Origin of the sequence: Marinobacter flavimaris, assembly GCF_045057155.1 — a bacterium.
GTDB lineage: Bacteria > Pseudomonadota > Gammaproteobacteria > Pseudomonadales > Oleiphilaceae > Marinobacter > Marinobacter manganoxydans.
The window spans coordinates 1,305,034-1,325,310 of sequence record NZ_CP171359.1; the positions used below are offsets into that span (position 1 = coordinate 1,305,034).

Below are 20,277 nucleotides of genomic sequence, written 5' to 3' on the forward strand. Positions count from 1 at the left end.
GATATCAGCCTAGAATTCAACGCTCGCCCTGATGGCCTCGTAGACCTTCAGGTGGTTGGGTAGGTGCTCTTTTTCCAGCACCAGCGGGAAGGGGGTGTCCATCCCGGTTACCCGAGCGATCGGAGACTCCAGATACAGGAAACAGCGCTCCTGAATCGTGGCGGCGATTTCACCGGCGAATCCGCCGGTCAGGGGAGCTTCGTGGGTGACCACCAGCCTTCCGGTCTTGAACACGGAGTTGGCGACGGTTTCCACATCCCAGGGCAAAATGGTCCTGAGGTCGATGACCTCACAGGAAATGCCATCTTTCTCGGCCCGTTCCACGGCCTGATCAATCACTTCCATCTGGGCGCCCCAGCCCAGAATCGTTACATCCGTGCCTTCCTTGGTGACTTCGGCCTCGCCCAGAGGCAGGCGGTAGTCTTCATCTGGCACCTCACCCACCGAGGCCCGGTACAGGCGCTTGGGCTCGAAGAACAGGGTAGGGTTGGGATCGTGGATAGCTGCGAGCAACAGCCCTTTGGCCTGATGCGGGTTGCGCGGCACCACGATTTTCAAACCCGGGGTGTGGGCAAAGTAGGCTTACGGTGATTGTGAGTGATACAGGCCGCCGGCAATGCCGCCGCCGTAAGGCGCGCGAATGGTCAGCCCACCCACGTCGAACAGGTTGCCTGAACGATAGCGGAACTTGGCGGATTCGTTCACGATCTGATCGAATGCCGGGAAGATATAGTCGGCAAACTGGATCTCGGCCACCGGCACCGACCCTTGGGCCGCAAGGCCGTTGGCAAACCCGATGATGCCTTGCTCTACTAGAGGCGTGTTGAAGCAGCGGGCCTTGCCGTATTTCTGTTGCAGGTTGCTGGTGGCACGGAAAACACCGCCAAAGACGCCGACATCCTCACCGAAACACAGCACTCGCTCGTTTTCCGCCATTGCGGTGTCGAGGGCATTGTTGATGGCCTGGAGCATATTCATCTTGGTCATCTCAGGCCCCTCCCTTGGCGTGTTCGGCACTCTTCGGGTATTCGTCCGGGTACCGGCGGATATGCGCCTTTAGTTTGTCGAACTGCTCAGCCAGGGCAGGTGGCACCTCGTCGTAGACATCGCTCACCAATGATTCAAGCGGCGGTGGTGGCCGTTTCTGGGCTCGCTTCATGGTTTCGAGCACTTCCCGGCGCATGTTTTCCTGGAGCTGCTTTTCGTCGTCCTCGCTCCACCATTTCTTGCTTTCCAGCCAGAGGCGCATACGCAGAATCGGATCTTTCTCGCGCCACACGGCTTCTTCATCCTTGCTCCGGTAGCCGGATGGATCGTCGGAGGAGGAGTGGGCAGCCAGGCGATAACTCATGGCCTCAATCAATACGGGGCGGTTGTGTTCCACGGCGAGCTTTCGGGCCTCCTGCGTGGCCTGATACATCGCAAGAATGTCGTTCCCATCCACCCGGATCACGTCCATCTTGTAGCCGTAGGCCCGGGGTGCAACGCCGTCGGCAGCAAACTGTTCGGCGGCCGGCGTAGAAATGGCATACCCGTTGTTGCGGCACAGGAAGATCACCGGTACCCGATGAACCGCAGCCATGTTCAGGGCAGCATGAAAGTCGCCTTCGGAGGCGGCGCCTTCACCAAAATAGGTAACCGTGCAGAGGCCTTCGCCTCGCAGTTTCTGACCATAGGCATAGCCTGCGGCCTGGGGAATCTGGGTGGCCAGCGGCGAGGAAATGGTCATGTAGTTCAGCTTCTTCGAGCCATAGTGGACCGGCATCTGGCGGCCCTTGCCATAGTCCATCTCGTTGCCGAACAACTGGTTCATGAATTCATCAATGGTAAAGCCGCGGTAGGCCAGGGCACCTTGCTCCCGGTACTGCGCCATGATCATGTCGCCATCATCCAGTGCTGCGGCACTGCCGATCACGGCAGCTTCTTCGCCCGTGCACTGCATGTAAAAGCTCAAGCGGCCCTGCCGTTGGGCAGCAAGCATTCGCTCGTCAAGAATTCGGGTAGTGACCATGGCCCGGTATATACGGAGGGCCTTGTCTTTGTCGAGATCAGGAGCTTTGGCGCTCTTGTAGAGCTTGCCGTCCTGTTTCAGGAGTTTGAAGGTGGGAATCCGGAACTCCGCACCGTCGGTAAACACTGGGGAATACACAACTTTGGACTTTGTTGTTGTCATAATCCTCTTCCTGGGGTAGTGGCCTGAGGAACAAACACTCCTTGTGGGAGTGTAGTTAATGTCATTGTAGACAGCCTGGCGAAATCTGGTGTGATTCCCGCCAGTTCATGTTTACCTTAACGTAAACTGCGAAACAGGGGTAGACCCTTCTGTTCAGAAATTTCCTTTGTTAATGAACGCTCGGCACGCGTTTTCCGTGTCTGCCGAAGCGTGCTACCGTCAATACACACACTTTTCCAACCTTGTTCAGACATTCGACTCACGTGGGTAGGTTTTAATGAACGTAATCATCATTGGCGCAGGGATCATGGGCACAACTTTCGCGACCCTCGCGAAAGAACTGGCACCGGAACTGGATATCACCATTCTCGAAAGACTGGACGGCCCCGGGGCAGGCAACTCCTGGGTGTTCAATAACGCCGGAACCGGGCACGAGGCGAATTGTGAGCTGAACTATACGCCGGTGGACGAAGAGGTTATTTCAGTCGAAAAGGCGGTGAAGATTCACGCTCAGTTCAATGTGGCCAAGCAGTTCTGGGCGTACCTGATCCAGAAAGGGGCCATCAAAGACCCCAAATCGTTTATCAACCAGACCAAGCACTGCACCATCGTCTCCGAGCCGTCTATTCAGGAACTGAAGCTCCGGTTCAATGAGATGTCGTCCCACCATTTCTTCGAACAGATGCGTTACTCCGAGGATTTCGACGAGATCAAGAGCTGGATTCCATACACCATGGAGGAGCGGCCCAGACACGAGAAAATGGCGGCGACCGTTATCGAGACGGGCACGGACGTCAACTTTGGCGCCCTCACAGAGCAAATGGCCAAGCATGCTGTTGACGATCTTGGGGTGAAAATTGAATACGGGACGCACGTCAAGCGAGTGCATCGCAGCCCCGCCGGAAGCTGGCTTGTGGAAACCCAGAGCAGGGGCGTTGATCGCCGCTACAAGGCCGACGTTCTTTTCGTCGGTGCCGGCGGCGGTGCCTTCCCGATCCTGAAAAAGAGTCACTTGCCTTTCGCGCGCCGCTTCACCGGTTTTCCCGTCGGCGGACGGTTCCTGCAGGCCGAGATCACCGCCGAACAGGCCGAGCAGTACAGAGCGAAAACTTACGGAAAGGCGAAAGTGGGTGCGCCTCCGATGTCCGTTCCCCATCTGGACCTGCGGGTTTCGGATGATAGGTATTATCTTCTGTTTGGTCCTTTTGCCTCGTTTAAACCGGTGCTGGAGAGGGGCCGGGGGTTCCTGGACTACCTCCGATCCATGCGCCTCCACGATATCCCGAGCTTGCTGAATGTCGCCATTGAGCACTTCCCGTTGGTCAAATATCTGGTTTCAGAGACCTTCAAGGGTGAAAAGAGCATGTTCGAGGAGCTGGACAGTTTCGCACCGGGCATGAGCAAGAAGTTCAACTGGAAAGCGGTTGAGGCCGGGCAGCGGGTTCAGATCATCCGCGATGGAGATCTGCAAATGGGTACAGAGATCCTCGTCTCGAAAGACAAGACCTACGGCACGCTCCTGGGTGCATCGCCTGGTGCGTCGGTATCGCCGGAAGTCATGCTACGTTGCCTTGAACAGCTTTTGCCGTCTATTTTTAACAGTGATGAAGCCGGCAAAAAGAAAAAAGAGATATTCCCCGAGGACAATCTGGATTTCCTGGCGAAAAATCCCGAGCGTTACCGGGAGATCCGGGATGCCGTCAATGAACGGCTAGGGATCAAGCAGTCGGCATCGCAGCAGGACTGACCAGGCCAACAAACAGCAGGGAGATTTTCATGGACAGTAGAATCAGTGTGACCTCGCCCCTTGTAATCCTTCACGGCGACGAGATGGCTCAGGTTGCGTTTGAACACATTCTCAAGAAGTTTGTGAGCTCACGGCTTGATATTCAGCTTGAGGAAATCGATCTGTCTGCGGAAAACCGGCTGCTGACCAATGGCCAGGTGGTTATTGATGCCATCGATTCGCTCCAACGCCACGGAGTGGGTGTAAAGAACGCTGGCATGACGGTAAACCGCCAGCAGTTGGAGGACTTGCTCAGGAAACACCCGGATGTGGATGGCGAAAATCTGCACCCGCTGGCGACCAAGTCCCCCAATGGTGCGATCCGCAAGGGCATCAGTGGCAATATTACCCGCGAGGACATCCAGTTCCGTAACCTCAACATCCGCCGTCCCCAGTGGGTCGGGCGTGATATTGAGGTGGATACCATGGAATTCGGCGGCATCAAGGACAGCTTTAACCAGCTTTCCCTGGCAACCGGCGTGGTCAAGCTGATGTTTGTGGGCAGTAGCGGCGACCCGGTAGAGCTTCATCGGCGAGAGATTCGCAAAGGCGATCCGTGGCTGCTTGCGACGAATGACATCGAGGATGTGAAAGCCTGGGCGCATCGCTTTTTCCAGCGTGCAATCGCAGAAAAACGAGACGTATACCTCGGCCTCAAGGATACGGTGATCCCCGGCTACGATGGGGCCATGCGCTCGGTGATCGAGGACATCTATCACAGTGACTACAAGAAGCAGATTGAAGACCTGGGGCTGAATTACTACTACGAACTGATTGATGCCCAGGCAGCCCGCATTGTTTCCAATCCGCCGGAGCGTGCGCTCTGGGGCGTGCCGGATAACACCACCGGGCGCAAACTGCTCAAGCTGGTGAACCAACTTAAGGAATTCGGCATTCCAGGCCGCGGGGCTCATGTGTCCATCTCACGGATGAGCGCTGGCGGCGGCGACCAGTATGGTAGCTTTAACATGGCGGCCAAGGAGGATGGCATTCTCAAGGTGATCGTCGACGGAGACGAGAAGCATGCCCGCCGGGTTCGGAAAGGCGATCCAATGTTGCTTATGTCCAATGACCGTGAAGCCATCAAGGACTGGGTTCTGCAAGTCTTTCGGGATGCCTCGCGCAAGGACAAAGAGGTGTATTTTGGTCTTAAGCGCGAGTACATGGAGTACGACGAAGTCTACAGTGAGGTCATTACCGAAGTGCGTAGGGAACTGGCCAGCGAGCATACACCGCCGCCCTCGTTCATGATCATGCGGCCGTCCAGCCAGCTTAAAAAGATGATCACGGATCCACCGAGAAATGCGCTTTATCCCTCCCAGAACCTCGACGGCGATATCTTCTCGGACATTTCCGCCGCTCTCGGGGGAAGCCTGGCGACGGCCAGTTCAATCATCGAGAGCAAAGACGGAACCATGCTGTTCGAGGCGCCCCATGGCACCGCCCATGATCTTTACCTGAAGTATCTCGAGAGCGACGGTAAGGTAGCTCATTTCAACCCGTCGGCCCTGATTTTTGCGCTGGGCAACGCTCTGGAAACCCTGGGTGAGCGGGAAGGCAACGAGCCTTTGAGCCAATACGCCGTTCAATTGAAAGCGGCATTAACCGACACGGTGGACAGCGGCATCGTTACTGCCGATCTGAAAGGAAAAACCGTTGATCCGGAGTCTGAACAAGTGGTGGATATGATTGGCTTTCTGGAGGCGGTGGAAAAAGCGCTCCAGTGAGCGTCTGAATCATCGGAGCGCCGGCTTTCCAACCGTATTTGACGATATTGCCCTGAATCAGCATGCCGCCAAGCTTAACGGTGCCCTGAAAAAGTTAATGGGGAGGAAAAACGAGTATTCTGCTTTGGTAGCCTGCAGAAAGTGCTAAGTTTTTGTTATGACCATGACCATGACCTTTCGATAAAGGATAGTAAACATGATGCGAAGCGAATTTCTTCAGGAATTGATCAAGCAGCTCTCGCCAACACTGGATTCGACAACTTATGTCTACTGCACGGTGCCAAAGGCAAAGTACGGTGAACTGGAACACCTCAAGCCCATTGTCAGCATTGCCGAACTGGAAGGCCTTACCCTGGTCATTCCTCTAGATGAGGCCAAGACCGAAGGCCTGGACTACTACAGAGTATTCCGTCGCATCACTCTGGAGGGCCACTCCAGCCTTGAAGCTCTCGGGCTCACATCTGTCGTCACAAGCCTATTGGCTGAACGGGGCATTACCACTAACGTGATAGCAGGGTTCTATCACGATCACATGTTTGTGCCTAGCGATCGCATTGATGAGGCGATGAGAGCGCTTAAAGAGCTTGCCAGTAATCCGGGTGGCTAGCTTTTATGAGCCAGCGAGTTGGTTGTCGTTCTGCTTATCAACCACCTGAGTTTTGCAGGCGGCGTATCTCAGTGTTACGGCCAGAGCGAAAAATGCAGCCAAGCCGCCAAATAGGGTGATCACAGGGATGACGTTCATAAGTTTGAAAACCTCCAATGGTTTTTCGATGGATCCTGCTTCCGTTTTGCAGAGGCTTCTCCCATCGATCAGTTGCAGCGGGCAAACATCGTTTGTCGATGCATTGTGTTCAAGCTAATGATTAGTGTACTTGAAAGAGGCTTTCACGGACGTATGCAGAAACCATTACTGCACGTATGCAAATACCCGTAGACGACGTTAGAAACTTCTCAACCCGCGACGCTGCCCCGGGTTGATTATCTGAGTGTTCTGCTTGAAAAAGTGAGATCAATTCAACATGAGCCAGCCACCTGAACGCTGAAGCTGAGTTCTCTGCTCGGAGGTCAACAGGTCGCGAATGTCCTGTTGGGCTTCAACCTGTAATTCCGTTATTTCCTTGATGACGTCGAAAACCTTTTGCTGTTGATCATTGATATCGCCCGCATCGAGCTCATCTTCGGCGTAAAGCTCCTGTAACTTGAGCGATTCCTCGTACCTTTGGACCTTCAGTTCCTGAAGATCTGATCGCAGCTCCTTTTCAATCCCAGCAATCTCTTCAAGTTGGCCATCGTCAAGATCAAGCTCCATCGAAGGGCCACGAGGCGTGCCCTGATAGCCGTTCATACCATGATGCATCCCACCTTGATTGTGCATGCCATGATGGCGCGAGTGAGCGCTGTTGCCATGGTGTCCTTGATAACCATTTTTATGAGAGTAGTGGTGCTGCATTCCCTGCGCGGTGCCTCCATTCGGTTGGCTAGTGTCAGGGCCCGATGAAGACGGAGCCGGGCCTTCGTGGGCGTGCGCCGTAAAAGCGGTGGCAGAAAGACCCAGAGAGAGAGCCAGGGCAAGCCAATTGCGCGAAGTTTTCTGGAATTTCATTTTTTGTTCTCGCTGTTTTGTGAATGAACTGAGGGACCCATTCCATATCCCGAGTCTAGTTCATACGAGTTGATTCCAGGATTGGCTGATGTGTCTCGCGCCGTCGTTTTGTAAAAACGTATTGGGCGCAGTATCGTTTACTGCGAGTCTGCACCCGTCAATACCTCGACGAGGCCGGCAATCACGGAGCTATGTCTATGACCAAGTCGATGACGGGCCTGCTTACCGATATACTCGTGGCTGAAGGAAAGCTGGACGACAATGCGCTGGTCTCCTCCATCGTTCCAGAGTTTGCGGACAAGTGCATTTGGATCAGCAACTGTCCGACAGGTGATGTATACACCAGGCGGTAGCCGAATATCTTATGTTGGATTAGAGGGAAGGGTTCCTGGGTTATCTCATGCAGCCAAGCGCAATGAATTGCTACAACATCGTTCAGCTCTGTTTGCAGGGACTGATCTCGCTGGTTTTGATCTTATCAGTCACCGGCACGGTTAACGTTTCCGCTTTGGTGACCGCGATCGGCCTGTCGCAAGGGTTGGCTGTGATTGAGGTGTGGTCGGCTGCCAGAGGCAACACCGGGTCAACGTTTGTCCCAAGCCTCATCCAGGTCGGTGCGCGGATCGCAGTATCTGTTCTCTTATTTTTATTCCTGCCTCTCGGCCCACAGTGGATGATTGTGATTTTGGGCGTGGCCTGGGTCGGCGCGGATACCTTGAGGTATCTGTATTACCTTGAGAAAGCGAACCCTTTGCTGGCCTGGGCACGCTACAGCGGCTTCATCGTGCTTTATCCCATGGGTATGGCGCTGGAAAACATGATAGTCTGGCGCTTGATGCAGCACTATCTCAACGAGCCGTTGTGGTTTTTTCTGCCGTTCTTATCCATCTACCTCGTCTTTGCCGTACAGATGTATCTCTATATGAGGGCTGGCAGACAAACGCGAAAAATAGCGCAAAAACACTCTCAACCTATTGAACTACTGATTTTTTGGTCACCCAACCTCCCGAGTACATGCCATTCTGGCCGATAAGCGGAACTTGGCCTTGTTGTCGACCCCGCATACTCTACCCGACTGGGGACTGACCTTAGCGGATGCGGATTGCCTGGAAGACGTCGTGCCGAAGACCGGGCTGGTTTCGAGTGAAGATGCTACAGCGTTGTGGAGCGCTCGGCGCCAGCTTTTTTAAGCCGGTTGCCGGTCACGGTGCAAGGGTGTCTACCAGGGCGACAATACGCTGAAGGCCTCCTGTCTCTGAAAAAGTGAGGAGTTACCTGTCTCACTGGAAGGAGAAGTTCCTTAGCTGGCCTCGGAATCCGCGTGATGTTGCATATTGATCTGGCGCAAGCCTGATCCCAGATCAATGTGTGACTTATGTTGGCCTCAATGATTAGCTTACGATTTACTGTTACTGAGTCAGCAATAGCAGGACAGCGATATGGACCCACAAATCCCTCGAGATCAGTTTCCTTTCACCAGTGCTCGGGTGGCAAGGCGCTGGCGCAAGTTTACTGGATGAGCGCTTGAAAGACCTTGGGGTTACCCAGGCTCGATGGTTCACCATGGTCTGCCTGCAGCGTGGTGGTGGAGGATTGACCCAGCGGGAGTTAGCCCATTTGATGACCATCGAGAATCCGACATTGGTCCGCCTGCTTGACAGCCTCGAGGAGCAGGGTATGGAGGCTATTCTCTGTGCTGCGGTGCACGGCATCTTTGCCGAGGCTTCGGATCAGTATCTTTTGGCTGCGGGTTTACAGTCTCTGGTGACCACCAACACCATTCCACACAGTACCAACGGTATTGATGTCAGTGAGTTGCTGGCGCCACCGATCAGGCATTTTCTCAATCAGGACAGGAGTAAGAGTCGATGAATATTACATTCCTTGGTGGCGCAGAGACGGTTACCGGATCCAAGTTCCTGATTGAAGCGGGGGAGACGCGGGTTCTGGTTGATTGTGGTTTGTTCCAGGGTTACAAGTGGCTGAGAAAGCGCAACCGGCAGCCATTGCCGCTGGATATAGAATCACTGGACGCAGTGCTTCTGACCCACGCCCACCTGGATCACTCGGGCTATATACCTGTGTTGTACAAGCAGGGGTTTCGAGGGGCGGTTTATACCCACCACGCTACCCGTGATTTGAGTGAAATACTGCTGGCTGATAGCGGCCATCTCCAGGAAGAGGAGGCGCATTACCTCGGCCGCCATAAACTGAGTAAACATGAAACTCCGGAGCCTCTGTATGACCAGGATGATGCGGACGCCTGTATGGAGTTGTTTCAGCCGGTAGACTTTTACGAAGAAGTCCAGCTCGGTGATATACGCTTCCATCTTCGGCCGGTTGGGCACATTCTCGGTGCTGCCTGCATCATTATTGAGACGGAAGGTAAACGCATCGGTTTTTCCGGCGATGTTGGGCGCCTCAACGATATTTTCATGAGGCCACCTGCGCCTCTGCCAGCTCTGGACATGCTGATGCTGGAGTCAACGTATGGCAATCGTCGCCACGACGATGCGGACCCGTTGTCGCAGTTGGCAGACATCGTTAATGAAACCGTCGACAAAGGGGGCAATATATTGATTCCGGCCTTTGCTGTGGGCAGGGCGCAGGTTTTACAGCATATGTTCACTACCCTGATGAAGGCGGGGCGAATTCCAGTGCTTCCAATTTACCTCGATAGTCCCATGGCAATCGATGTTTCCGAGATTTACTGCCGCTACGAGGATCAGCACCGATTGAGCAGTTCCGAGTGCCACGAAATGTGTAGCACCGTTCATTACAGTCGCAGTGTTCAGGACTCCAAGGCGCTGGCTGGCCAGGCATACCCCCACGTAATTATTGCCGGCAGTGGCATGGCAACAGGTGGACGCATACTTCATCATTTCAAGCGCCTCCTGGGCCAGCACCGCACAACTGTTATTTTCGCCGGCTATCAGGCCGGGGGAACACGAGGGGCCAAGATGATTGGCGGAGCGGAAAGGATCAAGATCCACGGTGACTGGTTTCCTGTCAAAGCCAGATTGGAAGTGTTGAGTGGGCTTTCCGGGCACGGGGATTTCGCAGAGATTGAACAGTGGCTTGCTCAGAGTCACCTGGCCCCCGAAACGCCGATCAACCTGATCCACGGTGATCCGGAGGCGCTGGAGGCGCTGAGGGATCACTTGCGTCAGAACACCCGGTTTGAGGTGGATGTGGCAGGCTACCAATCCATTTTGCGTCTTTGACGATGCCCTGACGGCCATCTTCGAGGGCGACCTGAATGAGCCGCTTAAGATCCGGCAACGACCTTGCTCGCGGCGGCTGCCGAGTGCTAGAGTGGGCGATCTCATTGGCTGGAGTGAGAGGCAGTGGCCCTGATCCCGGCTCCAACCTGAACAGTAATGTCATAAGGAGTGTTTGGTGAAATCCCAATCCTGGCTCTGGTCTCTGATAGCGGTGTTGGTGCTCGCCGGCGGTTCTTATGGGGTTTTTGTTCTGTTTGGGGAAGAGCCCTTGCCGCAGGGAATCGTCTATGGCAATGGCCATATCGAGGGGCGGGAAGTGCGGATCGCGGCCGAAGTGGCCGGTCGGGTCATCGAGCACCATCTCGCGGAAGGCAGCAAGGTTTCGGCTGGCGACACGGTAGCCGTGATCGACCCCGCCGATGCCAGAGACCGCCTGCGCTCGGCACAGGCCGAGCTGGCCTCGGCGCGGGAAGTCCGTGACGGCTTCGACAGCCAAATCACCACCTGGCATCATCATCTCAAGAATGCCGAGAAACAACGGCAGCGGATCCGGGACTTGCGGTCCCGCAATCTGGCCAGCTCGAGTGATCTGGATCAGGCGGAAAATGCCGTCAGTGAGGCCCGGGGCCGACTTGAGTCTCTCCAGCGGCAGAAGGATGCCGCCGAAGAACAGGTGGCTGCAAGGGCGGCGCAGGTGGCACTGGCTGAATCGCAACTGGACAAAGCGGAGGTTGCCGCGCCGCTCTCCGGAACCATCCTGATCCGGGCGGTGGAGACGGGAGAGGTTGTCGATACCGGCCAGCCGCTGGCCACGATGGTGAATCTGCAGCAGCTCGAACTCAAGGTCTATGTCCCCGGTGATATCCTCAACCGGATCAGCTTGGGGGATCCCGCCAGAATCCGCGTGGACGGTTTGCCCGGGGACTTTTCCGCCAAAGTCGGCAGGATTGACGATTTCGCCCAGTTCACCCCCCGCGATGTCCACATGCCCGACGAGAGAGTTCGGATGGTCTATGGCGTTACCCTGGTGCTGGATAATCCGGCCGATGCTCTGAAACCGGGTATGCCGGCAGATGCCTGGATTCGCTGGGATCCGGACGCCGAGTGGCCAGCGACCCTCTCGGTTCCGGCGCGCTGAGCCGTCATGTCTTCCCCGGAACCCATCGTCGCCAAAGGCCTTGGCCGCCAATTCGGAGACAATGTTGTCATCGAGCCACTGGATGTTTCCGTTGATCGCGGCCAACGAGTGGGCATTGTCGGTGCTGATGGCGCTGGCAAGACGACGCTGTTACAGATGTTGGCTGGCATCCTGGACCCCACTGTGGGGGAATGCCGGGTCCTGGGCTTCGATACCCGTCGTGAGGCCAAGCAGGTTGCTGCCCGGATTGGCTATATGTCCCAGGGATTTACGCTTTACGATCGACTCAGCGTCAAGGAAAACCTGAGCTTTGCCGCTCGCATCCGGGATGTGCCCGACGAACTCTATCGGGAGCGTTCAGAAAGGTTGCTATCCATGTCGGGGCTTGGCCGCTTTACTGACAGGCCCGCCGCCAAACTGTCCGGTGGCATGCGGAAAAAGTTGTCGCTATGTACCAATCTGGTCCATGAACCGGAGCTGCTGATCCTTGACGAACCGGGGCTCGGCGTCGACCCCCTGTCCCGGCGCCATCTCTGGACCATGCTCGACCGCTTCCGGTCGCAGGGCCTGACCATGGTTGTGGCTACCTCCTACATGGACGAGGCGGAGCGCTGCGACAGGATACTGCTGCTGGAACAGGGCCGCGTTCTTGCGGATGGGTCGCTGGAAGAGCTGCTGAGGCCCGCCGCCGGAAGGGTGTTCACTGTAAATGCTGGAGATACCGGACGAGGCTTGCGGGAGTTGTCCGGCATCCTGGCTCAAATTGACAGCGTCCATTCAGTGCAGTGGTTGCCGGATCACCTGCGACTGGTGATGAACGCGGACATCGCTGAAAACCAGCTCGCCGAGTTATTGCCCGAGGGAACCCACCTGGCGGCGGCCGAGCCCCGGCTCGAGGATCTGTTTGTGCTGCGGACGGACAGGAGGGCCGGCGAGCAGCAGTTTCCGGAATTGGCCCGGCAAGACAGGGGAAAAGAGGAAGGGCTGGTGGCCACCGGCCTGAGCGTCCGCTTCGGACATTTCAAGGCCGTTGACCGGGTGAGTTTCGAGGCGCCATCTGGCGAACTGCTTGCGCTGCTGGGGCCCAACGGGGCGGGCAAGACAACCCTGATCAGGGCCTTGTGCGGGCTGGTGGCCATCGATGAGGGCAACGCCCGGGTGGCCGGGGTGAGCTCCGGCGGGGGTAGCACCGCATTGCGCCGGCAAATTGGTTATATGTCACAACGGTTTTCACTCTATCTGGAACTGACCCCCTGGGAGAATCTCCGCTTCTTTGCCAATGCCTACGGCCTGGCCGGAGGCGCGGCGCGGGCTGCGATCGACTGGGCCAGGGAAGTAACGGGGCTGACAGATATTCCCGACAAGCTCACCGGTGATCTTTCAAGTGCCTTGCGCCAGCGTCTGGCGCTGGCCTGCAGCCTGCTTCACCGGCCCCGGGTCTTGTTCCTTGATGAGCCCACCTCGGGTGTCGATCCCGTCGCCCGGTACCTTTTCTGGCGGGTTATCCGTGAGCTGGCCGCCAGCGGTATGACCGTGCTGGTCACTACCCACTACCTGGAGGAAGCGGCCTATTGTGATCGTTTGGCGTTAATGCTGGACGGGCGGCTGCTTGCACACGGTAGCCGATCATCGCTGAATCATTCGCTCGGCCTCGAAGCCGACGCCACGGTGGAGATGCTCTTCACGGCGGCCATAGAACAGGCGGGAACGGCCAATTCCCGGGCGTTGGGACCATGAAGGCTCATCGGCTTGGAGCCCTCATCGTCAAGGAAAGTCGCGAGCTGATTCGCGACCCGGTTACCATTGCGTTGGCCGTGATCATGCCGCTGATCATGCTTTTTCTGTTCGGCTATGCGGTCAATCTGGATGTGGAACAGGTTGCCGTGGGCATTTACGATCTGGACAACACGCCGGCAAGCCGCGACCTGTCAGCCCGTTTCGACAGCTCGCGGTATTTTCAATTAGAGCAGAAAACGACCGATCTCCGCGATCTGGAGTCGGCACTGCAAAGCTCGACCATCAGCATGGGCGTGGTGATTCCAGCCGGCTTGGCCCGGCAACTGCTCAGAGGCGACGAGGCGCCTGTCCAGGTGATCGTGGACGGCGGCTATCCTGTTCTGGGTCGATTGGCATCGGCCTATGCCGAGGCGGTAATCGCAAATTTCCCCGCCCCGCGTCAGAGCGCCGTCCGGGTCCAGGCCAGGGTCTGGTTCAATCCCTCCCTGCGCAGCGTCAATTTCGTCATCCCCGGGTTATTTGCCGTGATCCTGATGGCGTTCCCACCCCTGCTGACCGCCCTGGCGATCGTGCGTGAGAAAGAGACCGGTACGATTGAGCAGATCTATGCATCGCCGGTCACCTCAACCGAGTTTGTTGTCGGCAAGCTGGTGCCCTACGGTCTGGTGGCTTTCCTGGAGATTCTTATGGTCATGGTGGTGGGGTTTGCCTGGTTTCAGGTCCCCATTGCCGGCAGCCCGATACTGCTGCTGACGTCCGCTTTCGTTTATGTGCTGACCACGGTGGGTATCGGCCTGTTGGTCTCATCCCTGGTCCGTACCCAGTTGGCGGCCATGTTGATAACGCTGATTGTCACCTTGATGCCGTCGTTTTTGTTTTCCGGTTTTCTGTTCCCTCTGTTCACCATGCCTCTTGCCCTGCAACTGTATAGCTGGCTTTTCCCTGCCGGTTATTTTATGGAAATCTCCCGGGGCATCGTACTGAAATCAGCCGGCCTTGAAGCCGTTCTGCCAAATCTGATGATGTTGATCGTCTATACGGTCCTGGTATTTGTCTTCGCGGCCTGGCGAATGAAGCAGAAGGTGGCCTGATGGGAATTGCCTTATTTGGTTTGTTGCGCAAGGAGCTCGTGCAGTTCTTTCGTGACCGGTTGATACTGACCCTGATACTTTGGCTTTACACCATTGAAGTCGTCATTTGTGCCGTTGCGCTCAGTTTTGATGTAAGCCACCTGCCCCTGGCGGTGGTGGACGAGGATCGCAGCGCCTTGAGTCGCTCGTTGATCCAGAAATTTGCGGTGAGCGAAACCTTCGACCTGAAATTTCAGGAAACCCGTGTGGCAACCGCCACTGACCTCCTGGAGAAAGGCGATGCCACCATGGTGTTGGTCGTTCCCGCCGGGTTCGAAGGTGCTCTTCTCGCTGGCAAGAGTGCTCAGCTCCAGTTGCTCCAGGACGGCACCAATTCCAACATTGCCGCCAATGCCGTCAATGATGCTCTGCAGATCGTCCAGCGCCAGGAGCGCGAAGCGCTCCCTGCTGCCGGGAAGAAGGGGGTCGCGGTACCCCTGATCCGTATCTGGTATAACCCCGATCTGACAACATCGGGTTTTATCGTGTTATCGATGATTGCTCTGGCCGGTATGATGGTGGGCGTTATTCACCCGGCCGCCTCTATTGTCCGGGAAAAGGAGCGAGGCACTATCGAGCAGCTGCTGGTGACGCCCATTTCCACCCTGGAACTGTTCCTGGCCAAGGTCACACCCACGCTGATCATGGGCGTACTGTCCATCTTTCCGAGTTTGGTGATTGTCAGAGTCTTTGATGTGCCCCTTCAGGGCAGTCTGCTTTTATTTCTGGTGCTGACCGCCATCTTTTTGCTCAGTGCGATTGCGCTGGGCGTACTGATTGCCGCCTACAGCCGGACCCTTCAGCAGGCGTTGCTGCTCTCCTTTTTCGGACTTTTCCCGCTGATGTTCCTGTCGGGCAGTTTGACGCCGGTAGAAGCCATGCCGCCTTTCCTGCAAAGCCTCTCCCTGCTGAGTCCACTGCGTTATTACATGGATATCATCGTCGGTATTTTCCTCAAAGGCGCCGGCCTGGCGGTTCTCTGGGATGAGGCTCTCGCCTTGCTGGTAATCGGTGTCACGCTGTTTATTTTCTCCCTTTGGGTCTTTCGACGCCGGGTACAATGAGATCGGTTGGGTGAGTGCCTGACGTTTGTCGCTACACGGCCAAGAGGATACGGCGCATAGGCATCAGGATTACCGTGATTATTCATTTTCATCAGTAACCTGAATCAATGGGATGGACTCCTCCTCACCTCACCGGCATCTACGTGCCAAAATGGTGAGTGATTTGGCGAGAGTCAGTGGGGCGATTTCATCCATGAACTCAACCATCATCCCTGTGTTGATTTTGCCGAGCGCAAACCGAACAACCAGCTGCATGTCGTCTACGATGGAACCCATTGGTCTCTTGACGAGTTAATGGAACTGATCAAAACCCACGGAGGCGGGTTGCAGGCCGGGTGGTGGACCCAGCGGAAACTGGCGTGGTGTCGGTTTACAGACGACAATGTTCGGGCCAACGCAAAACATGATCCGTTTTGCTGTTCCAAAATCCCACCTATGAAGCGTAAATAGAAACGACAATAACCGGAGGTTGAATGAGCAGGGAGCAAGACAGAACCACTCGCTATCAGGAAGGCAGTCTCACCCTGCCAGGAACCGTCATGCTGGGTACCGGCGTCATGATAGGCGCTGGTATTTTTGCGTTGACCGGACAGATGGCACAGATGACGGGCGTTCTGTTCCCCCTGGCGTTTCTGGCGGCCGCCGTGATCGTCAGCTTCAGTGCTTATTCCTACATCAAAATTTCCGATGCGTACCCGTCTGCGGGCGGTATCGGCATGTACTTACACAAGGCCTACGGAAACCGGCTGCCGACCGCATTTAACGCCTTGCTGATGTACTTTTCCATGGTGATCGCCCAGAGTTTTCTGGCCCGCACGTTCGGCTCCTACACCATGCAGCTCTTCGGTGGCGACGAAAGCGGGCGAATGGTGCCCATTCTCGGGGTGTCACTGATCCTGGCAGCGTTTCTCATAAATCTGCTGGGTAACCGGATGATTCAGGGTGTGGCTTCCTTTATCGGCGTCCTGAAAATCGGCGGCATACTGATTTTCGGGTTGGTGGGGGTATGGGTCGCCGACTCCATATCGGTTGACTTCTCGAATCCCGGAGAGGCCGGAACTGTGGGCAACTTCCTTGGAGCAACCGCGCTCGGAATTCTAGCTTTCAAGGGCTTCACCACCATTACCAACAGCGGCTCCGAAGTAATAGACCCCAAGCGGAACGTAGGACGGGCGATCATTATTTCCATTGCAGCCTGCGTGGTGATCTATACGTTGGTTGGTTTTGCTGTTGCCAGCAACTTGTCCCTGGCCGAGATTATCGAGACACAGGACTACTCCCTTGCCGCCGCCGCCCGCCCGGCACTGGGGGAGTACGCCGTGTGGTTCACCGTTGCCATTGCCATGATGGCTACTGCCGGAGGCATTCTGGCCAGCATTTTTGCGGTGTCCCGGATGCTGGCGATGCTGACGGAAATGAAACTGGTCCCCCACCGGCATTTCGGCATGCCAGGCAGTATTCAGAAGCACACCCTGGTTTATACAGTGGTCCTGGGGCTGGTCCTGACGGCCTTTTTTGACCTCTCCCGGATTGCTGCGCTGGGTATCGTGTTCTACCTGGTAATGGATGTTGCGATTCACTGGGGTGTTCTTCGTTATCTACGCGAAGACGTGAAGGCCAGCGCCTGGGTGCCAGTCATGGCCATTTTGCTGGATTTGCTCGTTCTTGGGGGCTTTGTGTGGGTCAAGCTGAATACGGACCCGTTTGTCATCGGTGTTGCGGTGGCCACCATGATCGTTATTGCAGTGGCAGAGCAGATTTTTTTGAAAAAGTCCGAGAATTCCCGGCAATCGGGAGATGAGGAATCTCATGCTCATGATCACCATTAACCGGCATTCGACGTGGAGGGCAGTGCTATGATGGAAGATAATATGTTTGGCAACACCATGTGGGCAGGGCACTGGCTGTGGATGCTGGTGATTGCCATTGTAGTTGTGATTCCGGCCTGGCGTATTTGCCAGCGTACCGGGTATCCGGGCTGGATGGGCTTCCTGATACTGATTCCCGTCGTCAATCTCGTATTACTTTATTTCATAGCGTTCAGTGACTGGCCAAGCAACAGAAACAATGACGGGAGATCTTGATGAACAGTACGAAAACACAGGCACCGCAAAGGCAAAGGGACCTTGAGCTGATTGTGCCGGGAATGGGGTCAGACCACTGCGCCGGCATTATCAACAAAACGATTGGCCGCTTGGACGGAATCGACCAGATAGAGACTAACATTGCCAAACATAAGGTGAGTGTTCGCTCCCTTGCGTCGGGGCCTGACGGGGAAGCCTTAAAACACGCTGTGGAGGGTGCCGGTTACGATGTGGCCTCCGTGAGGGAAGTGGGTGGCAGGACTTTCAGGGTCACGGTACCCGGAATGGGGTCCGACCATTGTGCGGGTATTATCAAGAGTACGCTTGCGCGACACGACGGCGTGCAGACGACGTCAACCAACATAGCCAATCACACAGTGAGCGTGGTAGTCGGCTCGGATGGGCCGACAGAAAATGAGCTGAAAGAGCTGATAGAGGGCGCCGGATATGATGTTGCTGCTGTCGCTCTTGAGGGAGATGCCAGTCAGGAGGAGGACTCGGCCGTTGAAGAGGCCTATCTGAAGCTTGCATTACGCAGGTTCTGGATCGCTGCGGTACCGACAACACTGATCATGGTGTTGATGATGTTTCATATGTTCTGGCAGCCCATTCCGGGGTATCTGGCTATTATTGCAGTGCTCGGCTTCCCGGTAGTGTTTTTTTATGGCGGTGCCGCTACCCACAAGGCTTCCTGGCGTTCACTGAAGAATGGCACCTTCAACATGGATGTGCTCATTTCCATGGGCAGCCTTCCCCCCTACCTGATTGGTCTGGTGGGCTTTGTCTATCCGATGACCTCTTTCATCGAAATGGCCGTTACCATCATGACCTTCCATATGCTTGGTCGGTACCTGGAAGCAAAAGCCAAGGGCAAGGCCTCGGAGGCCATCCGGAAATTGCTCACCCTCGGCGCTAAGACCGCCCGCGTGGAACGGGAAGGGGAAGAGGTCGAAATTCCCGTGAAGGATTTGGCTCCAGGCGACATCATGATTGTCCGGCCCGGTGACAAGGTGCCCACTGATGGTGAAGTGGTGGATGGTGAGAGTCATCTGGATGAATCCATTGCCACTGGCGAGTCTGTCCCGGTATACAAAAGCACGGGAGACACGGTTATTGGTGCCACCATCAACAAGGAAGGTCGCCTGAGAGTCAAGGCTACCCGTGTTGGTGGTGATACCTTTCTGGCCCAGGTGGTGAAACTGATCGACGAGGCTCAGGGCTCCAGGGTGCCAATCCAGGAGTTTGCTGACCGCATGACCGGTCGCTTCGTGCCGCTGGTTCTTGTTATTGCCCTGGGCAGTCTTGTGGTCTGGCTGTTTGCAGGCGATACACTCCGACCAATCCTTGAATGGGGCGCCGCTTTCCTGCCGTGGGTAGACCCGACGGCGGCCACGCCGGTGCTGGCTATCCTGGCGGCTATTGCTGTGCTGGTAATTGCCTGCCCCTGTGCATTGGGGTTGGCAACGCCGACTGCGCTGATGGTGGGTTCGGGCGTCGGCGCCGAGCGGGGCATCCTGATTCGTTCTGGAGAGGCCATTCAGACCTTCAAGGACGTCAAGGTAATGGTCCTCGATAAAACGGGCACCATTACCAGGGGTGAGCCGAAGCTTACCGATGTAGTACCCGCCGACGGCGTTTCGGAGACCGAACTGCTGGAGCTTGCCACCGCGGTAGAAAATGCTTCTGAGCATCCCATCGCCCGTGCCATTGTGGACGGTGCCCGGGAACGTGGAATCAAACCCGGGAACGTTGTTGATTTCCGCTCCACCGGCGCCAGAGGTGTTTCGGGAAGGGTCGGTGAGAGCACCGTGCTGATTGGTAACCGCCTCTTGCTGGAAGAGCAGGGCGTTAATGGACTGGAGGCCCTGGACAAGAGTCTTTCCGACCTTGAGGATCAGGGCAGAACTGCCGTTATTGTTGCCCGTGACGGCAAGGCCTACGGCATTGTCGCGGTAGCCGACACGCTCAAGAACGAATCGGTGGCCGCCATTCGGGCCATGCACGAGCAAGGACTGTATGTTGTGATGATTACTGGTGACAACGAGCGTGCAGCCAACGCGGTTGCCCGCGAAGTAGGCATCGACGAGGTTCGCGCCGGGGTGTTGCCGGAAGGTAAGGTGGATGCCATTCGGGAACTGCAGGAAAAGTACGGCAATCATGTTGCCATGGTGGGTGATGGCATTAACGACGCCCCGGCACTCAAACAGGCTAACGTAGGCATTGCCATAGGCGCTGGTGCGGATGTGGCTATCGAAGCTGCTGACGTTACCCTGGTCCGTGGCGAATTATCTGGTGTTGTTGACGCCATGGTGCTGTCACGTGCGACCTTCAAAAAGATCGTTGAGAACCTCCTATGGGCCAGTGGATACAACGCTGCGGCTATTCCTATAGCTGCGGCGGGGCTGCTGCATCCGATGATTGGTGTAGTGGCGATGACTGTCAGCTCGCTCTCGGTCATTGGTAACTCAATGTTACTGCGTCGGCGTTACGAGAAGGATCACCGGTAGGCCGGATGAGCTCTGCTGCTGGGCCGGACGCAGTGCAAAGCGCGGTGATGAGCGAACAATTTGCCATTGGCTGCATCGGCCTGGGTGCGGGGGTCATTGCG

At 56.1% G+C, this 20,277-nt stretch carries 15 protein-coding genes and 3 pseudogenes; 15 read left to right on the plus strand and 3 right to left on the minus strand.

What is annotated here, in order from left to right; translation table 11 throughout:
* Positions 1-9: 9 nt before the first annotated feature.
* Both ACGK9W_RS06020 and ACGK9W_RS06025 read right to left on the minus strand, forming a co-directional pair.
* Positions 10-987: pseudogene (locus ACGK9W_RS06020) on the minus strand (alpha-ketoacid dehydrogenase subunit beta).
* Between the two features lies 1 nt (position 988).
* On the minus strand, positions 989-2,173 hold the full coding sequence (locus tag ACGK9W_RS06025) for a thiamine pyrophosphate-dependent dehydrogenase E1 component subunit alpha (protein WP_008171137.1): 1,185 nt from the start codon (positions 2,171-2,173) through the stop codon (positions 989-991).
* 277 nt (positions 2,174-2,450) lie between these two features.
* Here ACGK9W_RS06025 and ACGK9W_RS06030 point away from each other — a divergent pair, with 277 nt between their 5' ends.
* The 3 genes from ACGK9W_RS06030 (at position 2,451) to ACGK9W_RS06040 (ending at position 6,293) form a co-directional block, all read left to right on the plus strand.
* Complete coding sequence (locus ACGK9W_RS06030; RefSeq protein WP_405419695.1) at positions 2,451-3,920, plus strand: malate:quinone oxidoreductase; 1,470 nt, start codon at positions 2,451-2,453, stop codon at positions 3,918-3,920.
* A gap of 29 nt (positions 3,921-3,949) precedes the next feature.
* Entirely contained in the window at positions 3,950-5,686 is a 1,737-nt protein-coding gene (locus ACGK9W_RS06035) for an isocitrate/isopropylmalate family dehydrogenase (RefSeq protein WP_008171135.1), read from the plus strand.
* Between the two features lie 196 nt (positions 5,687-5,882).
* Complete coding sequence (locus tag ACGK9W_RS06040; RefSeq protein ID WP_008171134.1) at positions 5,883-6,293, plus strand: ACT domain-containing protein; 411 nt, start codon at positions 5,883-5,885, stop codon at positions 6,291-6,293.
* A 405-nt stretch (positions 6,294-6,698) separates the two neighbouring features.
* On the opposite strand, the gene ACGK9W_RS06045 is transcribed toward ACGK9W_RS06040, so the two are convergent.
* Positions 6,699-7,292 carry a Spy/CpxP family protein refolding chaperone gene (locus tag ACGK9W_RS06045; RefSeq protein ID WP_139043662.1) on the minus strand — a complete coding sequence of 198 codons (594 nt, stop codon included), beginning with the start codon at positions 7,290-7,292 and terminating at the stop codon, positions 6,699-6,701.
* A gap of 197 nt (positions 7,293-7,489) precedes the next feature.
* Here ACGK9W_RS06045 and ACGK9W_RS06050 point away from each other — a divergent pair, with 197 nt between their 5' ends.
* The 12 genes and pseudogenes from ACGK9W_RS06050 (at position 7,490) to ACGK9W_RS06105 (ending at position 20,176) form a co-directional block, all read left to right on the plus strand.
* Positions 7,490-7,645: a hypothetical protein gene (locus tag ACGK9W_RS06050; protein ID WP_008171128.1), complete on the plus strand. Its 156-nt coding sequence runs from the start codon at positions 7,490-7,492 to the stop codon at positions 7,643-7,645.
* 47 nt (positions 7,646-7,692) lie between these two features.
* Entirely contained in the window at positions 7,693-8,325 is a 633-nt protein-coding gene (locus ACGK9W_RS06055) for a protein tyrosine phosphatase-like domain-containing protein (protein ID WP_008171127.1), read from the plus strand.
* A 406-nt stretch (positions 8,326-8,731) separates the two neighbouring features.
* Positions 8,732-8,972 (plus strand): annotated as a pseudogene (locus tag ACGK9W_RS06060) (MarR family transcriptional regulator); the annotation flags it as partial.
* A 188-nt stretch (positions 8,973-9,160) separates the two neighbouring features.
* Positions 9,161-10,516 (plus strand): MBL fold metallo-hydrolase RNA specificity domain-containing protein, encoded by a 1,356-nt coding sequence (locus ACGK9W_RS06065; protein ID WP_405419702.1) that lies wholly within the window; start codon positions 9,161-9,163, stop codon positions 10,514-10,516.
* A 175-nt stretch (positions 10,517-10,691) separates the two neighbouring features.
* On the plus strand, positions 10,692-11,654 hold the full coding sequence (locus ACGK9W_RS06070) for an HlyD family secretion protein (RefSeq protein ID WP_405419704.1): 963 nt from the start codon (positions 10,692-10,694) through the stop codon (positions 11,652-11,654).
* Between the two features lie 6 nt (positions 11,655-11,660).
* The gene (locus ACGK9W_RS06075) at positions 11,661-13,391 is read left to right on the plus strand and encodes an ATP-binding cassette domain-containing protein (RefSeq protein WP_104272407.1); all 1,731 of its coding nucleotides are present in this window, start codon (positions 11,661-11,663) and stop codon (positions 13,389-13,391) included.
* Complete coding sequence (locus tag ACGK9W_RS06080; protein WP_008172528.1) at positions 13,388-14,482, plus strand: ABC transporter permease; 1,095 nt, start codon at positions 13,388-13,390, stop codon at positions 14,480-14,482. Before ACGK9W_RS06075 ends, ACGK9W_RS06080 begins: the two co-directional genes overlap by 4 nt.
* Positions 14,482-15,585: an ABC transporter permease gene (locus ACGK9W_RS06085; RefSeq protein WP_008172526.1), complete on the plus strand. Its 1,104-nt coding sequence runs from the start codon at positions 14,482-14,484 to the stop codon at positions 15,583-15,585. Before ACGK9W_RS06080 ends, ACGK9W_RS06085 begins: the two co-directional genes overlap by 1 nt.
* Before the next feature lie 165 nt (positions 15,586-15,750).
* Positions 15,751-16,035 (plus strand): annotated as a pseudogene (locus ACGK9W_RS06090) (hypothetical protein); the annotation flags it as partial.
* Positions 16,036-16,058: 23 nt separating this feature from the next.
* Positions 16,059-17,414, plus strand: a complete 1,356-nt coding sequence (locus ACGK9W_RS06095) for an APC family permease (RefSeq protein WP_104272405.1) — start codon at positions 16,059-16,061, stop codon at positions 17,412-17,414.
* Between the two features lie 27 nt (positions 17,415-17,441).
* On the plus strand, positions 17,442-17,669 hold the full coding sequence (locus ACGK9W_RS06100) for a hypothetical protein (protein WP_405419709.1): 228 nt from the start codon (positions 17,442-17,444) through the stop codon (positions 17,667-17,669).
* Positions 17,669-20,176: a heavy metal translocating P-type ATPase gene (locus ACGK9W_RS06105; protein WP_405419712.1), complete on the plus strand. Its 2,508-nt coding sequence runs from the start codon at positions 17,669-17,671 to the stop codon at positions 20,174-20,176. Before ACGK9W_RS06100 ends, ACGK9W_RS06105 begins: the two co-directional genes overlap by 1 nt.
* Positions 20,177-20,277 lie beyond the last annotated feature (101 nt).